24 protein-coding genes are annotated in these 24,401 nt (G+C 67.2%); 11 read left to right on the top strand and 13 right to left on the bottom strand.

Features of this window, described 5'->3' with window-relative positions; all coding sequences use genetic code 11:
* Positions 1–9: 9 nt before the first annotated feature.
* The 6 genes from IE302_RS06425 to IE302_RS06400 are packed head-to-tail and all read right to left on the bottom strand — an operon-like array spanning position 10 to position 6,343.
* Positions 10–777 (bottom strand): HpcH/HpaI aldolase family protein, encoded by a 768-nt coding sequence (locus IE302_RS06425; protein WP_191252642.1) that lies wholly within the window; start codon positions 775–777, stop codon positions 10–12.
* Complete coding sequence (gene hpaH, locus IE302_RS06420; RefSeq protein WP_191252641.1) at positions 762–1,547, bottom strand: 2-oxo-hept-4-ene-1,7-dioate hydratase; 786 nt, start codon at positions 1,545–1,547, stop codon at positions 762–764. Before hpaH ends, IE302_RS06425 begins: the two co-directional genes overlap by 16 nt.
* Positions 1,548–1,556: 9 nt before the next feature.
* Entirely contained in the window at positions 1,557–2,651 is a 1,095-nt protein-coding gene (gene hpaD / locus IE302_RS06415) for a 3,4-dihydroxyphenylacetate 2,3-dioxygenase (RefSeq protein WP_191252640.1), read from the bottom strand.
* A 32-nt stretch (positions 2,652–2,683) separates the two neighbouring features.
* Positions 2,684–4,189 (bottom strand): 5-carboxymethyl-2-hydroxymuconate semialdehyde dehydrogenase, encoded by a 1,506-nt coding sequence (gene hpaE / locus IE302_RS06410; protein WP_191252639.1) that lies wholly within the window; start codon positions 4,187–4,189, stop codon positions 2,684–2,686.
* A gap of 13 nt (positions 4,190–4,202) precedes the next feature.
* On the bottom strand, positions 4,203–4,874 hold the full coding sequence (locus IE302_RS06405; RefSeq protein ID WP_191252638.1) for a GntR family transcriptional regulator: 672 nt from the start codon (positions 4,872–4,874) through the stop codon (positions 4,203–4,205).
* Positions 4,856–6,343 carry a fumarylacetoacetate hydrolase family protein gene (locus IE302_RS06400; RefSeq protein WP_191252637.1) on the bottom strand — a complete coding sequence of 496 codons (1,488 nt, stop codon included), beginning with the start codon at positions 6,341–6,343 and terminating at the stop codon, positions 4,856–4,858. The genes IE302_RS06405 and IE302_RS06400 overlap by 19 nt, the downstream gene beginning before the upstream one ends.
* A gap of 150 nt (positions 6,344–6,493) precedes the next feature.
* Here IE302_RS06400 and IE302_RS06395 point away from each other — a divergent pair, with 150 nt between their 5' ends.
* Positions 6,494–7,867, top strand: coding sequence for an MFS transporter (locus IE302_RS06395; RefSeq protein ID WP_191252636.1), 1,374 nt, complete (start codon positions 6,494–6,496; stop codon positions 7,865–7,867).
* An 18-nt stretch (positions 7,868–7,885) separates the two neighbouring features.
* On the opposite strand, the gene IE302_RS06390 is transcribed toward IE302_RS06395, so the two are convergent.
* Positions 7,886–8,575: an IclR family transcriptional regulator gene (locus IE302_RS06390; RefSeq protein WP_191252635.1), complete on the bottom strand. Its 690-nt coding sequence runs from the start codon at positions 8,573–8,575 to the stop codon at positions 7,886–7,888.
* Between the two features lie 59 nt (positions 8,576–8,634).
* On the opposite strand from IE302_RS06390, the gene IE302_RS06385 reads away from it, so the two are divergent.
* From IE302_RS06385 to IE302_RS06360, 6 genes are all read left to right on the top strand, one after another.
* On the top strand, positions 8,635–9,183 hold the full coding sequence (locus IE302_RS06385; protein ID WP_191252634.1) for a flavin reductase family protein: 549 nt from the start codon (positions 8,635–8,637) through the stop codon (positions 9,181–9,183).
* Positions 9,184–9,214: 31 nt separating this feature from the next.
* The gene (hpaB, locus tag IE302_RS06380; protein WP_191252633.1) at positions 9,215–10,675 is read left to right on the top strand and encodes a 4-hydroxyphenylacetate 3-monooxygenase, oxygenase component; all 1,461 of its coding nucleotides are present in this window, start codon (positions 9,215–9,217) and stop codon (positions 10,673–10,675) included.
* Between the two features lie 292 nt (positions 10,676–10,967).
* Positions 10,968–11,648, top strand: coding sequence for an HIT domain-containing protein (locus IE302_RS06375; protein WP_191252631.1), 681 nt, complete (start codon positions 10,968–10,970; stop codon positions 11,646–11,648).
* A complete protein-coding gene (gene thiL, locus IE302_RS06370; RefSeq protein ID WP_229907621.1) occupies positions 11,641–12,699 on the top strand; it encodes a thiamine-phosphate kinase in 1,059 nt (352 codons plus the stop codon). Before IE302_RS06375 ends, thiL begins: the two co-directional genes overlap by 8 nt.
* A 5-nt stretch (positions 12,700–12,704) precedes the next feature.
* Entirely contained in the window at positions 12,705–13,463 is a 759-nt protein-coding gene (locus tag IE302_RS06365; protein ID WP_191252629.1) for a hypothetical protein, read from the top strand.
* Positions 13,460–14,083, top strand: a complete 624-nt coding sequence (locus tag IE302_RS06360; RefSeq protein ID WP_191252628.1) for a class I SAM-dependent methyltransferase — start codon at positions 13,460–13,462, stop codon at positions 14,081–14,083. Before IE302_RS06365 ends, IE302_RS06360 begins: the two co-directional genes overlap by 4 nt.
* Positions 14,084–14,091: 8 nt before the next feature.
* On the opposite strand, the gene IE302_RS06355 is transcribed toward IE302_RS06360, so the two are convergent.
* Both IE302_RS06355 and cmk read right to left on the bottom strand, forming a co-directional pair.
* Entirely contained in the window at positions 14,092–14,526 is a 435-nt protein-coding gene (locus tag IE302_RS06355) for an HIT family protein (protein WP_191252627.1), read from the bottom strand.
* A 90-nt stretch (positions 14,527–14,616) separates the two neighbouring features.
* Complete coding sequence (gene cmk, locus IE302_RS06350) at positions 14,617–15,291, bottom strand: (d)CMP kinase (protein ID WP_191252626.1); 675 nt, start codon at positions 15,289–15,291, stop codon at positions 14,617–14,619.
* Between the two features lie 597 nt (positions 15,292–15,888).
* On the opposite strand from cmk, the gene IE302_RS06345 reads away from it, so the two are divergent.
* The 4 genes from IE302_RS06345 to IE302_RS06330 all read left to right on the top strand — a co-directional run bounded on the left by IE302_RS06345 (position 15,889) and on the right by IE302_RS06330 (position 19,792).
* Complete coding sequence (locus tag IE302_RS06345; RefSeq protein WP_191252625.1) at positions 15,889–16,377, top strand: Fur family transcriptional regulator; 489 nt, start codon at positions 15,889–15,891, stop codon at positions 16,375–16,377.
* Positions 16,370–18,604 carry a catalase/peroxidase HPI gene (gene katG / locus IE302_RS06340; RefSeq protein ID WP_191252624.1) on the top strand — a complete coding sequence of 745 codons (2,235 nt, stop codon included), beginning with the start codon at positions 16,370–16,372 and terminating at the stop codon, positions 18,602–18,604. Before IE302_RS06345 ends, katG begins: the two co-directional genes overlap by 8 nt.
* 89 nt (positions 18,605–18,693) lie before the next feature.
* Positions 18,694–19,449, top strand: a complete 756-nt coding sequence (locus IE302_RS06335; protein WP_191252622.1) for a ZIP family metal transporter — start codon at positions 18,694–18,696, stop codon at positions 19,447–19,449.
* 151 nt (positions 19,450–19,600) lie between these two features.
* Positions 19,601–19,792, top strand: coding sequence for a hypothetical protein (locus IE302_RS06330; protein WP_191252620.1), 192 nt, complete (start codon positions 19,601–19,603; stop codon positions 19,790–19,792).
* Positions 19,793–19,800: 8 nt separating this feature from the next.
* Here the strand turns inward: IE302_RS06330 and IE302_RS06325 are convergent, their stop codons facing one another.
* From IE302_RS06325 to IE302_RS06310, 4 genes are all read right to left on the bottom strand, one after another.
* Positions 19,801–21,240: an alpha/beta fold hydrolase gene (locus IE302_RS06325; RefSeq protein WP_191252618.1), complete on the bottom strand. Its 1,440-nt coding sequence runs from the start codon at positions 21,238–21,240 to the stop codon at positions 19,801–19,803.
* A 100-nt stretch (positions 21,241–21,340) separates the two neighbouring features.
* Positions 21,341–21,796: an ester cyclase gene (locus IE302_RS06320; RefSeq protein ID WP_191252616.1), complete on the bottom strand. Its 456-nt coding sequence runs from the start codon at positions 21,794–21,796 to the stop codon at positions 21,341–21,343.
* Positions 21,793–22,689 (bottom strand): hypothetical protein, encoded by an 897-nt coding sequence (locus IE302_RS06315; RefSeq protein WP_191252607.1) that lies wholly within the window; start codon positions 22,687–22,689, stop codon positions 21,793–21,795. Before IE302_RS06315 ends, IE302_RS06320 begins: the two co-directional genes overlap by 4 nt.
* 554 nt (positions 22,690–23,243) lie before the next feature.
* The gene (locus IE302_RS06310) at positions 23,244–24,254 is read right to left on the bottom strand and encodes an SdiA-regulated/phytase-like domain-containing protein (protein ID WP_191252606.1); all 1,011 of its coding nucleotides are present in this window, start codon (positions 24,252–24,254) and stop codon (positions 23,244–23,246) included.
* Between the last annotated feature and the right edge of the window lie 147 nt (positions 24,255–24,401).

Below are 24,401 nucleotides of genomic sequence, written 5' to 3'. Positions count from 1 at the left end.
CGGCCAACTCTAAGCCGGATGCCGCCGCGCGAGCGCCTCCGAACCTTGGGCGAGCAGGGTGACATCGGCGCCGACCAGGACGAACGACGCGCCGGCGTCGAGATAGCGCTGGGCCTGCGCGGGGTCGAACGCGTTGACCCCGACGGGCTTTCCGTGCGCGCGAACGGCCTCGAAGGTGCCGAGGACGGCCGCGGTGACGTCGGGATGCGTCTGCTGTCCGAGCAGCCCCATCGACGCGGCCAGATCGGACGGTCCGACGAACACGCCGTCGACGCCGTCGACAGCGGCGATCCCGGCGGCGGCCGCGACACCCGCCGTCGACTCGATCTGCACGAACAACGACGTGAACTCGTCGGCGTTCGGCAGATAGCCCTCGACCCGGTTCCAGCGCGCGGACCGCGAGAGGGCGCTGCCGACGCCGCGTATCCCGCGAGGCGGATACCGGACGGCCCGGACTACGGCCTCCGCCTCCTCCGCGCTGTCGACCATGGGCACCAGCAGGTTCTGCGCGCCCAGGTCGAGCAGCTGCTTCAGCGCGACCGCGTCGCCGGACGGGGCGCGAACCATCGGCGTGATCGGATAAGCGGCGATCGTCTGCAACAACGACTGCACCGTCTCCAGTGTGGCGGGGGAGTGCTCGGTGTCGATGAGCAGCCAGTCGAGCCCGGAACCCGCGCAGATCTCCGCGACGACCGGGCTGCCCGACGTGACCCACATGCCGATCAGCGGCCGTCCGGACAACTTGTCCCGGAAGGGCGGGTCTAGACGAAGCGGCATGTGATCGCCCCCAGATCCCGGTAATCGGCGGTCACCGTGTCGCCGGGGTGCACCCACATCGGCCGGGTGAACGACCCGGCCAGCACGATGTCGCCAGGATCGAGCTTGTCGCCGTGCTGGGCGAGTTTGTTCGCCAGCCAGGCGACGCCGTTCGCGGGATGGTTCAGCACCGCCGCCGCGACACCGGACTCCTCGATGGTCTCGTTGCGATACAACAGCGCCGAGACCCAGCGCAGGTCGACGGCGTCCACGGCGACCGGGTTGCCGCCGTAGACCATGCCGCCCATGGCCGCGTTGTCGCTGATCGTGTCCACGATGGTCCGCCCGGCCATCTCGATACGCGACGACAGGATCTCCAGCGCGGGTACGACGTACTCGGTCGCCCGCAGTACGTCGAACACCGTGGCGTCCGGTCCGGACAGCGACTCACGGAGCACGAAGGCCAGCTCGACCTCGATGCGCACGTTCGAGAACCGGCTGTGCTCGATCACGGAACCGTTCTCGAACACCATGTCCGCGAAGATGGCGCCGTAATCGGGTTCGGTGATCCCGGTGGCGGCCTGCATGACCTTCGAAGTGAGCCCGATCTTGCGGCCGACCGGACGTCGTCCCGCCTCGATGCCCCGGCGCCGCCATTCGTTCTGCACGGCGTAGGAGTCCTCGACGGTCATGTCCGGGTAGCGCGCAGTCAGCAGCGGGATCGTCTCCCGGGCTTGCTCAGCGGCCGCCAGTTCGTCGGCGATCGAGGTGATCGTTTCCTGTTCGAGCATGTCCCCGCCTCAGAGCTGGTTGCCGAGTTTGTACTCGCCCTGTTTCCAGGCCGGCAGTTCGCCTTCGTCGTCACCCTTGCGGGTGTAGGAGAAGCCGTCGGCGCCGATGGTGACTTCCAGTTCGCTGTCGTCGGTCCGCGCGACCACCGGCTGCGGTTTGCCGTCGAGGTCGAGCACGAGGGAGGCGTCGGTGTACCAGGACGGGACCACCGGCGTGCCCCACCAGTCGCGGCGCTGGTTGTCGTGCACGTCCCAGGTGACGACCGGGTTGTCCGGGTCGCCGGTGTAGTAGTCCTGCGTGTAGATCTCGACGCGGTGCCCGTCGGGGTCGCGCAGGTAGAGGTAGAACGCGTTCGAGACGCCGTGCCTGCCGGGACCGCGCTCGATGTGGTCCGACATCCGCAGCGAGCCGAGTTTGTCGCAAATGGACAGGATGTTGTGCTTCTCGTGCGTGGCGAAGGCGACGTGGTGCATCCGCGGCCCGTCGCCGCCCGTCATCGCGGTGTCGTGCACGGTCGACTTGCGGCGCATCCAAGCCGCGTACGTCGTGCCCTGATCGTCCTGGATGTCTTCGGTGACGCGGAAGTTGAGGTCTTCCATGTGCTTCACCGCGAGCGGCACGTCCGGGGTGACCTGGTTGAAGTGGTCGAGCCGGACCAGCGCGCCCGGAATGTGCAGGTCGTAGCGCCAACTGAGCCGATCGACGTGCTCGACGTCGTGGAAGAACTCGATCGGGAAGCCGAGCGGGTCCTGCACGCGCACCGAATCGCCGATGCCCTTGGTGTAGCCCTCTTCGCGGCGTTCGACCCGGCAGCCCAGCTCCGTGTAGAACGCGACGGCCTTGTCCAGGTCCTCCGGCGAGCGCACGCGGTAGGAGAACGCCGCGACCGCCGCGATCGGGCCTTGGCGCAGCACGAGGTTGTGGTGGATGAACTCGTCGATCGTGCGGAGACTGATCGTGTTCTCGTCCTCTTCGGTCACCGTGAGGCCGAGGACGTCGGCGTAGAACGCGCGCGACCGCGCCAGATCGGTGACGACGAGTTCCATGTACGCGCAGCGCAGGACGTCCGGCGGTGGAGAGGACGGCGTGGGAATCGGGTTCATGACAGCATCCTTCGTGGACGGGGGAGTGGGGGTCAGCCCTTGCCGAAGGCGGGGTTGTGCACCTCGCCGAGATTGATGTGCACCGCCTGCTGGTCGGTGTAGAAGTCGATCGAGCGGTAGCCGCCCTCGTGCCCCAGCCCGGACGCCTTCACCCCGCCGAAGGGGGTGCGCAGATCACGGACGTTGTTCGAATTGAGCCACACCATCCCGGCCTCGACGGACTGCGCGAAGTTGTGCGCCCGCTTGAGATCGTTGGTCCAGACGTAGGCCGCGAGCCCGTACTTCGTGTTGTTCGCCAGCGCCAGTGCTTCGTCTTCGCTGTCGAACGGCGTGATCGCGACGACCGGGCCGAAGATCTCCTCCTGGAAGATCCGGGCGTCCGGTTTGACGTCGGCGAACACCGTCGGCGCGACGTAGTTCCCGGTCGGGAAGCCGTCCGGGCGGCCGCCGCCGGCGACGAGCCTGCCCTCGGTCTTCCCGATCTCGATGTACTTCATGACCTTTTCGTAGTGCTCGGGGTGCACCAGCGCGCCGACCTCGGTCTTGGGGTCGCTCGGGTCGCCGACCACGACGCGTTTGGCCTGCGCGGCGTAGCGTTCGACGAACTCGTCGTAGATCGCGCGCTCGACCAGGATCCGGCTGCCCGCGGTGCAGCGCTCGCCGTTGAGCGAGAACACACCGAAGATCGTCGCGTCGATCGCGGTCTCCAGATCGGCGTCGGCGAAGACGATGGCGGGGGACTTGCCGCCCAGCTCCATCGACAGTCCTTTGAGGAACGGCGCCGCGTTGCCGAAGATCAGGCTGCCGGTGCCGCTCTCGCCGGTGAACGAGATCAGCGGGACGTCCGGGTGTTTGACCAGCGCGTCCCCCGCGTCCTCGCCGAAGCCGTTGACGAGGTTGAACACGCCCGGCGGCAGCCCGGCCTCCTCGAAGATCTCCGCCCACAGCGACGCGGAAAGCGGCGTGAACTCCGCGGGCTTGAGCACGACGGTGTTGCCGGTCGCCAGCGCGGGGGCGAGTTTCCACGACTCCAGCATGAACGGCGTGTTCCACGGCGTGATCAGCCCGGCGACGCCGATCGGCTTGCGGTTGACGTAGTTGACCTGGCGGCCGGGCACCTTGTACGTGTCGTCGGCCTGCGCGACGATCAGATCGGCGAAGAACCGGAAGTTCTCCGCCGCGCGGCGGGCCTGGCCCAGCGCCTGCGCGATCGGCAGGCCCGAGTCGAAGCTCTCCAGCGCGGCCAGCCGCTTGTCCCGCGACTCGACCAGATCGGCGATGCGGTTCAGCACGCGCGACCGTTCGCGCGGCAGCAGCTTCGGCCAGGGGCCTTCGGTGAACGCCTTCCGCGCGGCGGCGACGGCGCGGTCGATGTCGGCTTTCTTCCCCGCGGCGGCCCGGACGTAGACCTCGTTGGTCACCGGGTCGAGCACGTCGAAGACTGCGCCGTCGGCAGAGTCGGTGAGTTCTCCGCCGATGTAGTGCCGGATCCGCTCCGGGACACCGTCGGGGATCGGCCGGGGAGTCGTGGTGGTCAAGATTCCTCCTCAGTCAGCGCTTAGCGCGCTCTCGAGCGTCCAAAAAGGCCTGCATGGTGGCCCAGCGGTGATTGCGGGCGGCGAATTCGATGTCGAGCGGGTCGGCCTTCTCGGAGATCAGCCGAAGGATCTGTTCGTGTTCCTCGACCGACCGGTGTGCCCGGTCGGGGACGAACGCGAAGGTCGAGTCACGCAATCCGGACAGCCGTGTCCAGCCCTGGTGCACGAGGTCGAGGATCTGCGGGTTGGGGCAGCATTCGAAGAGCAGCGAGTGGAACTGCTGGTTCAGCGCGGTGAACTCGTGCGCGTCGAAGTGGTCCAGCAGGGCGATCATCCGCTCGTTCACCCGGCGCGCCTTCGCGATGTCCTCTTCGGACAGACCCAGCGCGGACAGGGCGGTGGCGACGCCTTCGACCACGCCGAGGGTCTGCATCGCGTGGACGTATTCGTTCTGGTCCACCATCGCCACCCGGGCGCCGACGTTGCGCTCGAACGTCACCAGCCGTTCGGCTTCCAGCCGCCGGATCGCCTCGCGCACCGGGACGACGCTCATGTCGAGCGCGCCGGCGATCTCGGCGAGGACGAGCCGGTAGCCGGGTCCGTACTCGTGCCGGGCGATCCGCTCACGCAGCCACTCGTAGGCGAGTTCGGACTTGCTGGTCGTCTTCACTGCTTCTTCTGCCATGCCTCATACCTTTCCCGCCACAACGGGTTGAGCGGGAAGAGCCCCTCGATCGGGCGGCCCTGGCCGACCTGCTGCGCGATCCAGGTGTCCTCGTCCTCCTGGACGAGCGTCGCGTCGGCGATCTCTTCGGCCAGCGCCGGTGGGATGACGACCACGCCGTCGTCGTCACCGACGATGATGTCGCCGGGCAGCACGGTGGCCCCGCCGCAGGCGACCGCGACGTCGATGTCCCACGGCACGTGCTTGCGGCCGAGGACCGCCGGATGCGGACCCTGCGAGAACACCGGGAGCCCGGTCTCCGCGACGGCTTCGAAGTCGCGGACCCCGCCGTCGGTGACCACTCCGGCGGCACCGAGGTACCGCGCCCGCAACGCCAGGATGTCCCCGAGCGTGCCGGAACCCCGTTCGCCCCGGGCCTCGATGACGATCACCTCGCCGGTGCCGACCGAGTCGAAAAGGCGTTTCTGCGCGTTGTAGCCGCCGCCGTGGGATTTGAAGAGGTCCTCGCGGTTCGGGACGAAACGCAGGGTCCTCGCCGTGCCGACGATCTTCGAACCGGGCAGGTTGGGGCGCACGCCGTCGATCGCGACGTTGTTCAGCCCGCGCTTGCGCAACTGGGCGGACAGTCCCGCGACAGGTGCGCGAAGGAGCTTGGCGCGAAGATCTTCGCTGAGCGCTGGCGCGTCCTCCTCGGCCGGTTCTTCTTCGGCGGGAGTGCCCCAGGCCTCGGCGCGCTGCTTGTCGTCCACCGAGGGCTGGCTGCCGATGTCCGAAAAGGACCGGATGCCCTGGGAAACGGTGGTGTGGAGCCGTCCGCTGCTGACGGAGGTGCCGGGAACGTCCACTTCGACCACGACGACGTCGCCGGGGGAGACCACCGTCGAACCGGCGGGAGTGCCGGTGAGGATGACGTCGCCGGGTTCCAGCGTGAAGTGCTGGGAGAGATCGGAAACGAACTGCCGCAACGGGAAGATCAGCCCGGCCGTGGTGTCCTCCTGCACCAGGTCGCCGTTCACCCAGGTGCGGACGCGCAGCGACGACGGGTCGACGTCGCGTGCGTCGATGAGACCGGGGCCGAGCGGGGTGTAGCCGTCACCGCCCTTGGACCGGACATTGGAGCCCTTGTCCGCGGTGCGCAGGTCGTAGAGGCCGAAGTCGTTCGCGGCGGTGACCGCGGCGACGTGGTCCCACGCCTCGTCCGGTTCGACCCACCGGGCCGTCGTGCCGATGACCAGCGCGATCTCGCCCTCGAAGGCCAGCAGTTCGGTCCCCGCCGGACGTTCGACCGTGCCGCCGGACGTGCCGATCGAACTCGACGGCTTGAAGAAGTACGACGGGTTCGCCGGACGTCGCCCGCGCTGCTCGGCCCGTGACGCGTAGCTGAGATGGACGGCGATGATCTTGCCCGGCCGGGTGCCCAGCGGACCGGACCCGCGACCTGACGGCGCCGTTGCCTCGTAAGTGCCCATGTTTCCCTGAATCCCTCGACCCTTGCTTCGTATCTAATAACGTATATGATTCCGTGCCACAGTGGCAAGGCGGTCACCGAGTGGCTTTCGCCTCGCCCGAGGATCCCTGCGGGCCGCCACTCGCGTCAGGCCTACGTCAAAGGAGTCAAGGTGTCGAATCCAGCGCAGGATGAGCACACGCCCGGCCGGACCGCCCCACCGTCCTCCGACCGGCGCCGGGTCGCGTTCGCGACCGTCGTCGGCACCACCGTCGAGTGGTACGACTTCTTCGTTTACGCGTCAGCCGCCGGTCTCGTCTTCGGCAAGCTGTTCTTCTCCGGGCTCGGGGCGAACAGCACCCTCGTCTCGTTCGCCACCGTGGGCGTGAGCTTCCTGTTCCGTCCGCTCGGCGCGTTCCTCGCCGGCCACTTCGGTGACAAGTACGGCCGTCGTGTGGTCCTGGTGCTCACCCTGATCCTGATGGGCGCCGCGACGACGCTGATCGGCGTGCTCCCGACGTTCGATCAGATCGGCGTCCTCGCGCCCGTGCTGCTGATCCTGCTGCGGGTCCTGCAGGGCGTTTCCGCCGGTGGTGAATGGGGCGGCGCGGTGCTGATGGCCGTCGAGCACGCGCCGTCGAAACGCCGGGGACTCTTCGGCGCCTCGCCGCAGATCGGCGTCCCGCTCGGTCTCCTGCTGGCTTCCGGAGTCCTGGCACTGACCAGCCTGCTCGTCCCCGGTCAGGCCTTCCTCGACTGGGGCTGGCGGATCCCGTTCCTGCTCAGCGTCGTGCTGATCCTGGTCGGACACTACGTCCGGCGCCGCGTCGAGGAGAGCCCGGTCTTCCGGGAGATCGCCGAACGCCGCGAGCGGACCCGGACCCCGATCATCCAGCTGTTCCGCAAGCACGCCGTGCTGGTCGTGGTGGCCGCGCTGGTGTTCGCTGGCAACAACGCCGTCGGCTACATGACCACGGGCGGCTACATCCAGAACTACGCGACCAACCCGAAGGGCCCGATCGGGCTCGACCGCGGTCCGGTGCTGTGGGCGGTGACCGCGTCGGCGGCCACCTGGCTGATCTCGACCTGGGCGGCGGGCGCGGTGTCCGACCGGATCGGCAGGCGGCGCACCTACGTCGTCGGCTGGATCGCGCAGCTCGCCGGCGTCGCGGTGCTCTTTCCGTTGGTGGACACGGGGAACATCGTGTTGCTGGCGCTGGGGTTGATCATCCTCAGCGTCGGGCTCGGGTTCACCTACGGCCAGCAGGCGGCGTTCTACGCGGAGCTGTTCCCCGCGTCGATCCGGTTCTCCGGCGTCTCGATCTCGTACGCGATCGGCGCGATCCTCGGTGGCGCGTTCGCGCCCACGATCGCGACCGCGCTGGTCGACGCGACCGGCACGTCGGTGTCGGTCGCCGTCTACCTGGCGGGGATGACCGTCATCGGCCTCATCGCCACCCTGTTGCTGCGTGACCGGTCGGGGATCCCGCTCGGGCCCGACCACGAGGCCGAGCAGGCGGTAAGTCCCCTGCGTTTCGGCAAGTAGTCCCGCCGTCCGTGACGCTCACCCGCCGAGAGCGTCACGGACGGCCTTCGCCGCCGCCTTGAGCCGCTCCGCGAGCTCGGCGGGAGCGCGTGTGCTCGACAGATAGACGACCGCGAGCGCCGCGGGGTTGTGGCCGCGCAGGGGGAGCGGCACCGCGACGGCGCTGAGGTTCTCGATCACTTCACCGTGGCTGTCCGCGTATCCGCGGGCGGCCACTTCCGGTATTCCCTCCGGCCAATCCTCCTCCGGAAGCTGGGCGAGGATCGCCCGGCCGGGGGCGCCGACGGTGAACGGATGCCTGGACCCCGGGCGCTGCGCGACGGACGCGACGGCGTGCCGGGGTTCCACGCTGACCAGGGTCACGCACTCTTCGCGGTCCATCACCGCCACGAAACACGTCATGCCGAGTTCGTTCGCGACAGCGGTCAGTTCGGGCAGCGCGGCGGCCTGCAGGTCGTGCTTGATCCCCGCCGCGAGTGCCGCCAAGCGCGTGCCGAGCTCGAATTTCCCGGCAGGCTCCCGGGTCAGGAGCCCGTGGTCTTCGAGTGTGCGGATCAGCCGGTAAGCGATCGAGCGGTGGACGCCGAGCCGTTCCGCGATCTGGTCGACGCTGAGCGCTTCCTGGGCGTCGGCAAGGACTTCGAGCACGCGGATGCCCCGGCTGAGTGTCTGGGACGCGCTCGAAGCCTTGCGGGAGTCCGAAACCATCGTATACGATCCATTTCGATAGTTGAACTGGCTGTTCGATTATAGAACAGGATCCGACGATGATGTCACGTGAGACCAGTTTTCCGCCGGGATCGAGCCTCTATCGGCCGCCCGCGCAGTTCTTCCGAGGCTGCCTCGGCCGGTTCGCGACCGGCGTCGCCGTGGTGACCTTCGACGCGACCACGGCCGAGGGGACGGTCAAGCGGCACGGACTGACGGTGAACTCCTTCACCGCGGTGTCGATGGACCCGCCGCTCGTGCTCGTGTCGATCCAGCGCACCGTGAAGAGTCACGACCTGCTCGCAGGCTGCCCGTTCGCGGTCAACGTCCTCGGCGCCGAACAGGAGGCGCTCGCGATGAACTTCGCCGGCCGTCCGAGCCCCGAAGGCGCGCCCACCTGGGTCGAAGGCGGGTACGCGCCGCGGCTCGGCGGCGTGCTCAGCTGGTTCGACTGCACGCCGTGGGCGGCCTACGACGGTGGCGACCACACCCTGTTCCTCGGCGAGGTACGGGAGTTCGACTACCGCTCGGGCGACGCGCTCGGCTTCGTCGACGGGCAGTTCTCGACGATCCACGAATCCGCGCAAGGCCACGAATCCCTGTTCTGACAACGACGTCCATCCCCAGAAGGAGTACGACATGGGAGCCCGCACCGGACAGCAGTACCTCGACAAGCTCAACGCGATGACGCCGGAGTTGTACGTCGACGGCGAGAAGGTGACCTCGAAGGTCGCCGACCACCCGGCCTTCCGCAACAACGCGCTGACCTACGCGAAGCTGTTCGATCTCCAGCACGACCCGGCGCACCGTGACGTCCTGACCTACGAGTCGCCGACGACGGGGGAGCGCGTCGGCACCTCGTTCCTGGTGCCACGCACCGAGGAGGACCTCAAGCGCCGTCGCGCCGCCTTCTCGGTGTGGGCGGAGTACTCCAACGGCTTCCTCGGCCGCACCGGCGACTACATGAACTCGTCGCTCACCGCGCTTTCGACGGCGAAGAAGTTCTTCTCCCAGGCCGATCCCGTCTTCGGTGAGCGTATCGAGAAGTACTACGAGATGGCGCGCGAGAACGATCTCCTCGCGACGCACACCCTGATCCCGCCGCAAGTCAACCGTTCGGTGTCCGGCAGCCAGCAGGGTGGAGGCAACCTTTCGGCGAAGGTGGTCGAGGAACGGGAGGACGGCATCGTCATCCGCGGCGCCCGGATGCTCGCCACCATCGCGCCGATCGCCGACGAACTCCTGGTCTTCCCGTCGACCGTCCTGCGCGGTACCCCCGAGGACGCCCCGTACTCTTACGCCTTCGCCGTCACGAACGACGCGCCCGGGCTGAAGTACTTCTGCCGCGCCGGCCTCGACCACGGCCGCTCGACCTTCGACGAACCGCTCGCCTCCCGGTTCGAGGAGATGGACGCCGTCGTGGTGTTCGACGACGTGTTCGTGCCGAACGAGCGGGTCTTCCTGCTGGGGCATCCGGAACTGTGCAACGCCTGGTACTCCGAGACCGGGGCGGGCGCGCTCATGACCCACCAGGTGGTCACGCGCACCCTGGCCAAGACCGAGTTCTACCTCGGTCTCGCGAGCGAGATCGCCGCCGCGATCGGCATCGGCGGTTTCCAGCACATCCAGCAGGACCTGTCGGAGCTGATCTCCTACGTCGAGATCGAAAAGGCCGTACTGCGCGCGGCCGAGGCCGACGGCGAGCTGAGCGAGGACGGCGTCTTCCTGCCCAAGTGGGAGGTCCTCAACGCCGCCCGGAACTGGTACCCCACGAAGGTCTCGCCGCGGCTCGCCGAGATCATCCGCAAGTTCTCCGCGTCCGGCCTCATGGCACTTCCGGGTGAATCGGATTTCGAGACGGAGGGCCGTCCCGACATCGACACCTACCTCCAGTCGGCCACGCTGCCCGCGAAGGACCGCGCGCGGCTGTTCAAGCTGGCGTTCGACGCGTCGGTCTCGAGTTTCGCCGGGCGGGAGTCGCTGTACGAGTACTTCTTCTTCGGCGACCCGGTGCGGATGGCGGGTGCCCAGGTGAACGCGTACCCGAGGGAGGCACTGCGGGAACGGGTGCGGGAACTGCTGACGCGCGAGGGACAGTAGTCGAAGCGAACCCACGATGCCGCCTCCGAGTCTCTCGGAGGCGGCATTTTTCCGTTACGGATTTCGGTGGTCGGCGGCGTTGTTTCCGCGGTTTCGTCCAGTAATCGGAAGCGTGCGGATTTACGCCCATGATGTGTCCTGCATTTGTCCAATACGCCGTCATCACGAACCGGTGCCCGCGTTACGACGTTCGAGCTAATCTCTCCAATGACCGTTCAAGTCGGCCATATCGGTGCGCAAAAATCCAGGTGCCCTGATCGGCGACGGCGAGGACGAGGCGGCAGGGGGAGGCATGATCGAAACCATGCGGTGCGAGGGCGCGGATTTCTGTGCGGAGTTGTCAGGATCGGACGACACTTCCTTCGCCCGTTTCTACGAAGGGGATCCACCGACCCGGGCAATATGTTCGACGAAAAATCTGACGTTGCTGGCGGATATGTCACCGCTCACCCCCGGGCACCTCCTGTTGCTGCCGAGACTTCACCACTTGTCGTTCGCTCAGGTGCTTTCCTCGCATGGCGCCGAGTTGCGGGACTTCCTTGGCCATCTCGTTCCGCTGTACCGGGAGACCTTCGGCGAACCGCTGATCATGGAGCACGGATCGAGCGCGGGACAGGAGAGTCATGCCTGTATCACGCACGCGCATCTGCACTTTCTTCCGGTCGACGGCGAAATCGTGGACAAACTCCTGGTCGAGGACGACCTGTCCTACCGAGAGCTCGGATCATTCGCTGAACTCGCGTTGCCGCCGTGGCCGGATTCCGCGTATTTCCTCCGAACTTACAAAGACAAGAGCCGGGTGTATCTTCCGACCGGACGGCAGAAAAGACAGTATCTGCGCTCGGTCGTCGGGGCGGTGTTGTCGATAGAGGACCCCGAATGGGACTACGCGGTCGTGATGCGCAAGGAAGTGCTGCGGAAAACGATGCGAATGGTCGATTCCTGGCGAAGGAGACTGTCCTGTGGTGGGTGAGAAATTCTCGGACGAGCCGACCCGGCTGGCCGAGACGATCGTGCCACTGTTCGGCCGCCAGGCAGGCGAGTTCGTCCCGGTGTCCTCTTCGAACGGCGACCGGGTGGAGCTGACCACGGGGGCCGACGCCCAGGACGACTGTGCCGTGTTCCGGCTGGTCGGGAGTCACGATCTCGTGGTGGGCAGCGACTACGTCCGGGGCCCCAAGTTCAGGTTGTACGAGATGGGGCACCTCGACGAATACGACCTCGGGTACTACCTGGTCGCGGCGAACCTCAGCGACATCGCGGCGATGGGTGCGAAGCCGATCGGCCTGCTTTCCGTCGTCCGGTACCCGACGGACATGGACGACGCGCTGTTCGGGTTCGTCATGAAGGGCATCCGTGACGCTTGTGCCGCCTTCGGTTGCCTGAACGTGGGCGGCGACATCGGCGGGGCGGAACGGCTGATCCTCTCCGCGTCGGCGCTGGGGGTGTGTCCGGCGGGCAGCGCTCTTTTGCGCTCCGGGGCCAAACCTGGCGACGTCGTGTGTTTGACGGCCCCGACCGGTCCCGCCGGGGCAGCGATGGCCTACCTGCGAGCCGGCTCGACGGATCCGGCCATCGAAAGCGTGCTCCCGTCCTTGCTCGCGAGCTGGAAGCGTCCGGTGGCGAGGGTGAACGAAGGCCTGGTGCTCGGGGCGAGCGGAGCGGTCACGAGCTGTCAGGACACGTCCGACGGCCTCAAGGCGACTCTGGAGAGCATCGCCGAACTGAGTGGTGTCGGAATGGTCGTCGACGAAGAGGCCGTACCGGTCCCCGAAGCGGTCGCGGCGGTGGGCACCCACGTCGGAGTGGATCCGCTCGGTCTGGTCATGGGTGATTCGGTCGATTTCGAACTCGTCTTCACGATTCCGCGGTCGCGGGCCGACGAACTCGCCGAGTCGATCGATTTCCATCGGATCGGTGTCGTCACCGCGGCCCGGGAAGTGGTCTTGGCGCGTCCGGACGGCAGTCGTACGGCCTTGCCCGGCAAGGCATGGCGCCATCAGAGCGGCGATCGGAGACCATGAGACGAGTGACCGCCAAGGCAGCGGACAGGGCCGTCCTGCTGTCGGCGACGTTGATCCTGGCGGGCAAGGCTTACAACGTGCCCTCCAAGGCCTTCTGGGACGGCGTCCTGCACGATCGTCCGTACCTGTTGCTGGTGACTCTCGCCGTGGCGGGGGTTTTCGGCGCGCTGACACCGTTCGAGAGCTGGCAGGGCCGTTCGTTCGTGGACCGGAACGTGCTGATGCGCCGCCGCGTCCTTTCCACCTTCGGCAAGTTGCTCGAAATGAGTGCGAAGATCGAGCCGCCACTGGATACGGGAGACCTGGCGCTCCATGTGTGGCGGCGCAGGCGGACGTGGCGGCATCCGGTACACGGTGTGCTGAAACGGCTTTCGACTTATCGGATGTCTTCCTATCCCGCGACGCGGAAGTTCGCTCCCACCCGCGGCGTCGGGGCGGTGGGGCTCTGCTGGCTCCGTGATCGCGAGATCCAGTTCGACGTCGAGTCCCTGGCAAAGAAACTCGACGACCAGGCGAAGTTCGATGATCATGTGAAGCGGAACGGTCCGGAATCGGTGATGAACCTCTCCTGGGAGATGTTCAATGACCTCAAGCACCGGGCCGCGCTCTTCGTCACGCCCATCAGGAACAGCCGCAACCGCTTCGTCGGCTGCATCAGCGTCGACGCGAGCCACGGCTACGGCGCGCTCGACAGACGTGAACTGCTCGACGAGATGACGAAACTGGGGATGGAGATCCGGAGTGAGGATTTCGAGTGCACGTGAACGACGAGAGTCTGCGGGCGGTGGTGTCGAGCACTCGCCGGACCTATGACGAGAGTGCCGAAGCCTACGTGAGGACCACGGACACGCTTGACAAGTTCCCGGGTCTGGATCGCGAACTCGACCGCTTCTTCGCGGCACTGCCCGGTGATTCCGTGCTGGACCTGGGATGCGGCTCCGGTCGTGACTCGGACTACCTGATCCGGCGGGGCGCGACCGTGGTCGCGGGCGACCTCAGCGAGGTCATGCTGCGGACCACCCGCGATCGGTGCGCGGTGGCCGGCGTTCTGCAACTGGATCTGTTGGCGATGCCTTTCGCAGACGGGGTTTTCGACGGCGTCTGGGCGTGCGCGAGCGTGCTGCATGTGCCGCGGACGGCCCATCTCGCCGCCTTCGTCGAGATCCATCGCGTGCTCGCGAAAGGTGGTGTCGCCGCGATCAGCCTCAAAGAAGGTGGTGAGGAAGGCTGGGTCGAGGACCCGCGGATGTCGTCACCACGCTGGTTCTCGCCACGCAGACCGGAAGCTGTGGTCGGCGAACTCGGCGTCGCCGGTTTCACGTCCGCCCGCGTGTTCCCGAGCGGGCGTGGCACCTGGTTCGTCGTGGAGGCGAAGAAGACCTAGGACGCGGCCTAGGAGTTCCACTCGTCCGGGTTCGTCCCGGGCAGGACATGCCGGATACCACCGCGGGGATCGGCCACGTCGCCGTGATGACGGGGGATCAGGTGGATGTGCAGATGGTCGACGGTGCGACCCGCGGCCGGTCGTTCGTTCACGCCGATGGTGTAGCCGTCGGGCTGGTATTTCTCGTCGAGTGTCCGCCGGGCCTCTTTGATCAGTTCATATGCTTCGGTGAGCTCGCTCGGCGTCAGGTCGAAGAAGGATTCGACATGCCGCTTCGGTACGACTTCGACGTGGCCTTCCGCAGCGGGGAAGTTGTCCCAGCGTACGTAGATTTCCTTGCCGTCGTGCATCAGCTTGGTGACTTCGGGGTCGTGTATCTGACAAAAGAGGCATTTGCCGGAGACCGGCTCGGCTTCAGCATTCGCCGCCAGTGCCGGCTCCATCATTTGATACTCCTTGTCATTGATCGATCACTTGAAGTCATATTCAGGACAACTTAGCTTCGTCGCAGACGAAGCAGAAGCTTACTCGCACTATTGGTTGATTTCTAAGCCACGGCTTCGGCATGTCGATGACATGCGATGGAGCACCTGCTCGACGGTGAGTTCGGAGGTGTCGATCGTGATGGCATCGGCGGCGGGGACCAGTGGCGATGCCTTGCGGGACATATCGGCGTCATCTCGGCGAATTACATCCTCGAGCACGTTCTCGTAGGACTCTGCCCGTTCCTGGCGGACTCGCCGCATGGCCCTTACTTCGGGAGTCGCGGTCAGATAGAACTTGACGGCCGCCCTGGGAAAGATGGCCGTGCCGATATCGCGGCCTTCGACGACGCAGTGCTCGTGCGTGGTTGCCCAAAGCCTGATGAGGCTGGTCACGCGCTGCCGGACGTCCGCGATCCGCGCGACTGCGGAAACTGCGACGTTGACAGGCTTTTTCCGCAGTTCTGCGGAGGCATAACGCTCGGACGTCAGCAGGCTGGTGGAGCGGCTCTGTTCGATCAACTCGTCGCAGAGGCCGGTGATTTCGGGGGCGTTGTCGACCGGGATTTCCCGTTGCAGCGCCTCGAAGGCGATGATGCGATAGGTTCGACCGCTTTCGAGGTAGCGCAGGCCGAAGGTCTTCGCCAGCGCCAGGCAGGTGGTGGTCTTGCCCGCGGCGGCGGGCCCGTCCACCGCCACGACCGTGCCGAAACGTGGTCCAGACATGATTCTTTCCTTGTGGGGTAGGCAAACGATCGAATACGGTGAAGCGAGCAGGGCGCAAATGCTAGCAGTGGGATGGCATGTCGTGGCATCGCGCTCCGTACCGCCCCGGAGCTGCGTAAACTCCGGATGTGTTGCTGTGTCAGGGATTGTGCGTCCCGGTGGTGGCTGTCGAGGCGGCCGGTCCGCGACGCTCCGCCAGATTCGGTCACTCGTACAGGTGTATGAGGGCTTCCCTTATGGCTGATGCGTAGTCGAAGTCTTTCTGGGCAGCGGAAAGAGCAGCCTGGCGGTTACGCCGGTCGATGTCGATGTGCGATGGGGCAAGAACGGTTCGGAGCATCGCACTATCGTGTCGTCGAGGTAACCACCGGTGGTGTGCGCTCCTTGTGTCGTTGTTGATTTCGCAAATGTTGCAAGCTGATGGAAAAATTAGATTTCTGTAACAAAATCGAGGTCGCCGCGACTCATGTGGCCCACATCGCACCGTCGACCGCCTCGTGTGACCGCCCGCGCGGGAGGTGGGCGGGCGTGTCGCGGGGGACACGCCCGGGATGCCGCGAACTTGATTCATTCCAGAAAATGGGCCAGACTGCGCCCGTGCCCACGACCCCGGACTTCGAGCGGATGCTGCGCGGGGCCTCCCTGCGCGTGACGCGTCCCAGGGTGGCCGTGCTGACCGCGGTACGCGACCACCCGCACGCCGACACCGACTCGATCATCGGTGCGGTCCGTGCTGAGCTCGGAGAGGTCTCTCACCAGGCCATCTACGACGTGTTGCGGGCACTGACCGCCGCGGGCCTCGTCCGGCGGATCCAGCCGTCCGGGTCCGTGGCACGTTATGAGTCCCGGGTCGGGGACAACCACCACCACGTCGTGTGTCGAGCATGTGGTGCCATCGCCGACGTCGACTGCGCCGTCGGCCCCGCGCCCTGCTTGAGCGCGTCGGACGACCACGGCTTCCTGATCGAAGAGGCCGAGGTCATCTACTGGGGCCTGTGCCCCGACTGTGTTGTCGAAACCCGCGCGACAGAACCCCGTCTCGCCAGCCCTGAAAGCTCTGATCCTCGGAAGGATTCCCGTGTCTGACAGCCCGGACGCCGTCGTCGGCGAAATGAACGAAGAGAGCGCGGGCGGCTGCCCCGTCTCGGCGGGGCGCCGTAACCACCCCACCGAAGGCGCGGGGAACCGTGACTGGTGGCCGAACCAGCTCAACCTGAAGATCCTCCGGAAGCACACCGCCGCTTCCGACCCGATGGACGACGGATTCGACTACGCCGCCGAGTTCAAGACCGTCGACCTCGACGAGCTCGCCAAGGACGTCGACGCCGTCCTCACGACTTCGCAGGACTGGTGGCCCGCGGACTTCGGCCACTACGGCGGCCTGATGATCCGCATGGCGTGGCACAGCGCGGGCACGTACCGCATCGAGGACGGCCGCGGCGGCGCGGGCGCCGGCATGCAGCGGTTCGCCCCGCTCAACAGCTGGCCGGACAACGGCAACCTGGACAAGGCCCGCCGCCTGCTCTGGCCGGTCAAGAAGAAGTACGGCCGCAAGATCTCGTGGGCCGACCTGATGATCTTCACCGGCAACCGCGCCCTGGAGACCATGGGCTTCAAGACCTTCGGCTTCGCCGGTGGCCGCGCGGACGTGTGGGAGCCGGACGAGGACGTGTACTGGGGTCCCGAGCGCACCTGGCTCGGCGACGAGCGCTACACCGGTGACCGTCAGCTCGAAGGCCCGCTGGCCGCCGTGCAGATGGGCCTCATCTACGTGAACCCGGAAGGCCCGAACGGCAACCCGGACCCGCTGGCCGCGGCCCGCGACATCCGCGAGACCTTCCGCCGCATGGCGATGAACGACGAGGAGACCGTCGCGCTGATCGCCGGCGGCCACACCTTCGGCAAGGCGCACGGCGCGGCCGACGCCGACAAGTACGTCGGTGCCGAGCCCGAGGGCGCTTCGATCGAGGAGCAGGGCCTCGGCTGGAAGAACTCCTTCGGCAGCGGCAAGGGCCGGGACGCCATCACCAGTGGCCTGGAGACCACCTGGACCTCCACGCCGACGCAGTGGAGCCACGGCTTCTTCCAGAACCTCTTCGGCTACGAGTGGGAGCTGACCAAGAGCCCCGCCGGTGCCCACCAGTGGCAGCCGAAGGACGGCGCGGGCGCGAACACCGTGCCCGACCCCGAGACCGGTGAGCTCAAGCGCCCGCCGACGATGCTCACCACCGACCTGTCGCTGCGGTTCGACCCGGTCTACGAGCAGATCTCGCGTCGTTTCCTGGACAACCCGGACCAGTTCGCGGACGCCTTCGCCCGCGCCTGGTTCAAGCTGACCCACCGCGACATGGGCCCGATCCAGCGTTACCTCGGCCCGCTGGTGCCGCAGGAGACGCTGATCTGGCAGGACCCGGTGCCCGCGGTCGACCACGAGCTGGTCGACGACGCGGACATCGCCTCCCTCAAGGAGAAGCTGCTCGCTTCGGGCCTGTCGGTCGCGCAGCTGGTCTCGACCGCGTGGGCGTCGGCCTCGACGTTCCGTGCGAGCGACAAGCGCGGTGGCGCGAACGGTGCCCGTATCCGCCTCGAGCCGCAGCGCGACTGGGAGGTCAACGACCCGCAGACGCTGGCCCAGGTGCTGAAGACGCTGGAAGGCGTCCAGGAGGCGTTCAACGGCGCCCAGACCGGCGGCAAGAAGGTCTCGCTCGCCGACCTGATCGTCCTCGGTGGCGTCGCGGCCGTCGAGAAGGCCGCGAAGGACGGCGGTCACGACGTGACCGTGCCGTTCACCCCGGGCCGCACCGACGCGACGCAGGAGCTGACCGACGTCGAGTCGTTCGCCGCGCTCGAGCCGACCGTCGACGGCTTCCGCAACTACCGCGGCAAGGGCCACCGTCTCCCGACGGAGTACCTGCTCATCGACCGCGCGAACCTGCTGAACCTGAGCGCGCCCGAGCTGACCGTCCTCGTCGGCGGTCTGCGTGTCCTCGGCGCCAACGCGCAGGAGTCGAAGCACGGCGTGTTCACCGACAAGCCGGGCTCGCTGAGCAACGACTTCTTCGCGAACCTGCTCGACATGGGCGTGCAGTGGACCGCGGCGAACGGCGACCAGGAGACCTTCGAAGGCCGCGACACCGCGACCGGCGAGGTCAAGTGGACCGGTACCCGGGCCGACCTCGTGTTCGGATCCAACTCCGAGCTTCGCGCGGTGGCGGAGGTCTACGCCAGCGACGACGCGAAGGAGAAGTTCGTCCGCGATTTCGTGGCGGCGTGGGACAAGGTCATGAACCTCGACCGGTACGACGTGGCATGATCCGAGCCTGAACCTGGCTTGACACCGGGCCGGCCGCGATTCGCGGCCGGCCCGGCCTGTTTTCGGCCGGACGTGAGGAGGCGGTTCACGTGTGGGATCTGCTGGCGGCGGGCGGCTGGGGCCTGCTGGCCGGGTCGGCGCTGCTGTTCGGGGCGATGCTCGGCTTCCTGATCCGGATCCCGGCCAAGGCCGTGGCCAGCGTGATGGCCTTCGGCAGCGGCGTGCTGATCTCCGCCGTCTCCTTCGAGCTGATCGCCGAGGCGCACGAAAAAGGCGGTTTCCTGCCGACCGCCCTCGGCGCTCTGGGCGGTTCGCTGATCTACACCCTCGCCAACATCGCGCTCGCCCGGCGAGGCGCCCGGCATCGCAAACGCTCGGGCGGCCAGCAGCCGTCCGAGAGCGAGCAGGCGGGCTCCGGTACGGCCATCGCGCTCGGCGCCCTGCTGGACGGCGTCCCCGAATCGATGGTGATCGGCACCAGCCTGCTCGGCGGCGGAAGCGTGAGCGTGGTGACCGTGGCCGCCGTGTTCATCAGCAATGTCCCCGAAGGACTGTCCAGCGCCGCGGGGATGAAACGCGCGGGCCGGAGTCCGCGCTATGTTTTCACGCTTTGGAGTGGTATCGCCGTGATCAGCGGGGTGGCCGCCCTGCTCGGTTACGGCGTTCTCGGTGGCGCCTCCGGTGCCGTCCTGGCCGTGATCACCGCGATCGCGGGTGGCGCGATCCTCGCCATGATCGCCGACACGATGATCCCCGAGGCCTTCGACGACGCGCACCTCTGGACCGGGCTGATCACGGTCGCGGGCTTCCTCACCGCGTTCGGCCTTTCGCGCATCGAGGGCTGATCGAGGGTGAGCCCGGACGGGCGCGCCGCGCCACGCGTTCGGCGTAGTCGAAAAGCACGAGGCCGGAATGATGGATAGCACTGGATGCGCAGGCCGTGCTGACGGAGGATTTCGCTGCCGACGTACCACTGAACGCCCGGGAGCGAGTCACATGAAGAACGAAACCGCCGAAAACCTCCGCCTGCTCTTCTCCGGCCTCGGGATCGACACCGCCAGGGCGGGCAGCGAGGTCGACCTCGTGATCGACCGCTTCGACAACTGGACCAACAAGGCCCGGGTGGACGCCTTCAGATGCTTCACCGGCGCCTGCTGCGTCGTTCCACCCCTGGCCGAAGCCAAGTGACTCGCTGATCACCGGCTGGACGGCGGCGGGATCGGCGCTCCGGCGCACGACCCGTCGTCGGTCTTGCCGGTCGAGAAGAACTCGACCGCCCTGCTCGCGCAGGGCAGCGAGGACAGCGAACCGTGGTGGTCGTCCTCGATGGTGAGCAGCGCGCCGCCGATCCGTTCACGCATGGCCAGGGCCCAGCCGATCGGGGTCACCGGTTCGTAGGTGTGCCCGACCAGTTGCAGCGGACTGGTCCCCGGCGTGAAGTTCCACGGCTGGACCGGCAACGGCCAGCCCGCGCACCGGCCGTTCCAGAACCCAGGGGAGGCGACGGCCGGGTACGCGCGGATACGCTCGAGCCTGCGCTGCCAGATCGTTTCGAAGTCCCGAGGGCCTTCGGAGGCGTTGCAGAGGATCGCCGTCTGCTGAAAAGTGTTGAACCCGGTCGGGTCCACGTCCCAGCCGAATCCGAGTGCTTGTCCGGACGCGGGTTTCGCGGCGGGGGTGCCGCCGTCACGCAGGGCCGCGAGCGCTTTGGCCGCGTTCGCCCATTCGCGGCGTGGGCCGGCGAGATAGTTCGTCACCGTGTCCCCGTGTCGGTCGCGGAGCTTCAGCAGCGCTTCGAGGACCGCGGGCTGGGTGACGCCGAAGTGGTAGACGGTGTCGTAGCGGGCGATCCACCCGGCGAAGTCCCTGGCCGTGACCTCGCCCGCCGCGACCATCGCGTCGTCCATCGCGCCGACGTCGAAGGTCGGCGACATGACCGAGTCCAGCAGCATGCGGTCCACCCGGGAGTCGAACGCGGTGCGGTAGGCGGCGCCGAGCGCGGTGCCCCAGGAGACGCCGTAGAAGCCGATCTTCTCTTCGCCCAGCGCTTCCCGGATCCGGTCCATGTCGCGGGCGACGTTCTCGGTGGTCAGGTTGCGGACGAACTCGGGATCGGCCGCGACGCAGCGCTGGTTCACCTTCGCGTCCCGTTCGAACACGAACCGCGCTTTTTCCTTGTCCGGCAAGGAAGCCGGCGGTTCGGCGTCATCGCCGGGGAGCGACGGGCAGGCGACGTCGGCGCTGTAGTCGACGCCGCGGGGATCGAAGCCGATCAGGTCGTGATCCGCGCCGATCCCGGCGGCCATGCTGTCGGCGATCCACCGTGGCTGGTGGATCCCGGACTGGCCGGGGCCGCCCGGATTCAGCAGCACGACACCCCGCCGTCGTGCGGGATCGGTCGCCTTCTGCCGGGACACCGCGATGTCGATCTTCCGGCCGTCCGGCTTCGCGTAGTCGACCGGGACGGGGACCATGGCGCATTCGGTGCGCTGATCGTCCTGGGGCTCCCAGCCGTGGGCGACGTCCTTGCAGAGTTTCCACTCCGGCGAGGTGGGCGACGCGGAAGCGAGCGCCGGTGCCGCCACTGCGGCCATCGTCGTCGCGAGCAGCACGATCGCGACCCGGTTGCGGGGCATGGGCGGTTCTCCAAGGGCTCGACGACGGGACCTCGTCAGCCTCGCCGCGCGCCGCGTCCGTCCACATCGGCCGATCGGCCGAGGCGCACCGGCCGTTGGTTCAGACCTCGCCCGACGCCAGGAGGGTCAGCAGTTCGGCGTGCCCGGCCTGGGTGATCAGGCTGGCGGCGTCGAAGTAGACGCGCTCGTTGGTGATCCTGTCGCCGTCGAAGAAGAACACCGCGATGATCGGCACGCGGAACGCCTTGCCGGTGGGCGGGCGGCCGTAGAACTCGCCGAGGTTGGTGCCGAGCAGGTCGAACTCGACGATGACCGACTCGTCGGCGAAGTGGTAGCGGACGTTGTCGTGCCGCTGATCCGGGAAGGCCGTGCGGGTCATGCGGTAGTACCCCATGACCTCCTCGTCGCCGTCGAAGATCTGCCCCGTCGCCATGATCTCGTAGTGCGGATGACCGTTGAAGGTGCCCAGGGTGCGGTCGAACTCCTGGGTCACTTCGGTGTCCATGTGCTCTTCGATGATCTTGTGGCGGCGCTCGCGCAGGTCTTCGCTGATCACTGGTCCTCCGGATCGTTGCTGGTCGCGATGCGGAGCCTACCGCCCGCGGCCTCGTCGTCGGTGCCGTAGAGGAGCGTGCCGCACGAGCGCGAGAGGCAGGTCATGGCCTCGATCTTGTGCCCGGGGAAATCGCCGATCTTCCTCGGCACGGGGGAGAGGGCGATCGAACCGTCGGAGCGGAGTACGCCCGCCTCGTACACGGCCGAGTCGAACGGGCCGTCGTCGCCGGGGTCGGAGGCGGCCGAGACCAGGACGCGGTCGTCCGCGGTGATCTCGACGTCCGAGGTGTGCCGGACGTCGGTGGTGGGGTACGGGACGCGGAACGGTCGCGATTTCGGCTTCTTGAAGGACAGCTTCGAGACCGAGAACTCCGCGGAGTAGAGCGTGGCCGGGCGCGCGTCCTGGCCCCGGTCCGCCCAAACCGCGAACAATCGGTCATTCACCTTTTTCAAGGCGAAACCCTCGTAATTGTCGTCCGGATCGCCTTTCGGCACCCGGAACTCGCCGAGAACCTTGAGCCGCCGGTCGTCGAGCTTGACGTGAAAGCCTTTGCCGTCGCTGGCCAGCGCGATGAATTCACCCTTCTTCCCCGGTACGGCTTCGGCGGCTTCCAGGTCGACCGGGAGTTCGCCCGGCCAGCCGATCGTGTCCACCTTGGACACCGTGCCGTGCTGGAGCCGGACCCGGACGGCCCGGTTCTCGCCGGGCTTCTTGTTGTCCCGCAGCACAAGTGCGTCGACCCTGTCGCCGTCCCTGTCGAGGACGGCGACACCGCTGGCACCCGACGTCATGCCGGTGCCGATGGAGTCCCAGCCGTCACCGGCCAGGGCCGTCGACGGCAGGAGCAAGGGGAGGGCGACTACCGGAAGAATCGCGAGGGAGGCGAATTTCATGCCGACAAACTAGTCCAGTGGCGGGATGGCACAAAGGCCGGAATCGATGCATTCGAAGAGGTAAGCGGCGGTGAGTCTTCGGCCTCGGTGGCTTGTCCACCTGCTGTACATGAAGGCCCCCTTCCTTGCGCCTATCGCAAGGAGGGGGGCCTTCATGTACCTCGCACGGCGTGAAGGTCGAGTTCTTCGGCTGAGCCGCGCGAAGGAGGCCTTCACGGACATACGGCCTGGGACCAACCGCAGCCGGGATCCAGCAGGTACTCGTTGAGGGGCGAGGCAAAGGTGGTGTGTTCGTGGGCGGGTCAGTGGCTCTGCGCGACGCCGGACCTGGGGCACCCACTGTGTGGATTTTGGTGCGTTGGATGCGCGGAAATCCACACAGTCCCGCGTGACCGGACCAATCGCGAAGGGGTGTGTGGAGATAGGGACAGTGAATGTCCCTATCTCCACACACCCCTCACCCTGAGCGACACTCCGCGCCCTCAGTGGTCACGTCAACAGGACACCTTTGCCCTACCTCTCAATAACCCGGATCGCCACCTGGACCGAAGGGCTCAGCCGCAGGAAAGGGTGCCGGCCCGGAGTGCGTGGCCGCCCTCGTTCCCGTCGTCGGCCCAGACCACCTGCTTGCTCCCGGAGGTGCAGGTGGGCGAGATGGCGAAGCCCTCGTTGTTGTAGTCCGGCATCGCGCTCGGGCGGTCGTAAGTGTCGGTCACGGCGAACTTGCCCTGCGCATTGACGGCGAGCGTCGTCGAGTCGCCGCCGCAGTTGTCGTCGCAGACCGCCCACAGCCTGCCGGACGAAGCCTCGTACTCGAGCTCCATGATCGAGTCGAGCCCGCTCGCGAAACTCGCGACGCGCGTGTACTTCCCGCCCGCCTGGTCGAGCGCGTAGGCGTAGATCATCCCGTTGGTTTCGAGGCCGACGAGGTAGAGGCCGGTGCCGTGGCCGGGGTAGGTGCTCGGGTTGTACGGCGCCTTCGTGCGCTCGTCCACGAACTTCTTCGCGGTGAGGGCGCTGTCCGGGATCCACGAGACGGCTTCGAGCCCGTCGTTGGCCGAGACCTTCGGCAGGTCCGCCGTCAGATCCCATTCGGCCTTGGCGCTGAGGGTCTTGGCCGAGCCGGAGACGTCGTACCGGAGCACCTTCAGCGCGCTCTTCTTGTCGTTGTCACCGTCGCGTTCGGTGGCCGCGACCACGCCGTCCGGGGTGGCCACGACGGCTTCCGCGTCGGGGTCGCCCTTGCCGCTGCGGTAGCGCAGCGCCTTGCCGGACGACCAGCCGTTGGCGGTGTCCGGCTTCCACTTCGCGCCGTTGCGCACGAGGCGGTACAGCGTGCCGGGCCCGTTCTTCACCGCCCACAGGACATCGTTGCCCTCGAAGGACAAACCGCTCATGTTGCCGCCCAGGACGTTCGAATCGTCGGCGTTCGACACGGCCGAGCCACCTGGCCAGGTGGCGTTCGCCGTGGTGCTCGCGGTGGCGGTCGTGGCGGGAAGGACCAGCAGGGCCGCGGCGACGGTGGCCAGGGCGGCGGGTCGGATCCGGCGAGGTGATCGGGGCATTCGCGCTCCTTCGGGGCGGACGAAGTGGGTCGCGGCGTGTCGTCACAAGTTAAGTAAGTTTCCTTACGAACGCAAGATATCGCCAATCCCTCACGAAATGAAGCAACAGCAGGTTTACAAAAAGTGTCGGCTTGTCAAACCGGATGT

It is taken from the genome of Amycolatopsis oliviviridis (genome assembly GCF_014654365.1).
GTDB classification, from domain to species: Bacteria; Actinomycetota; Actinomycetes; order Mycobacteriales; family Pseudonocardiaceae; genus Amycolatopsis; species Amycolatopsis oliviviridis.
The sequence above is the reverse complement of the archived record's forward strand: the minus strand, read 5'-3'. Positions and strand labels throughout refer to the sequence as shown.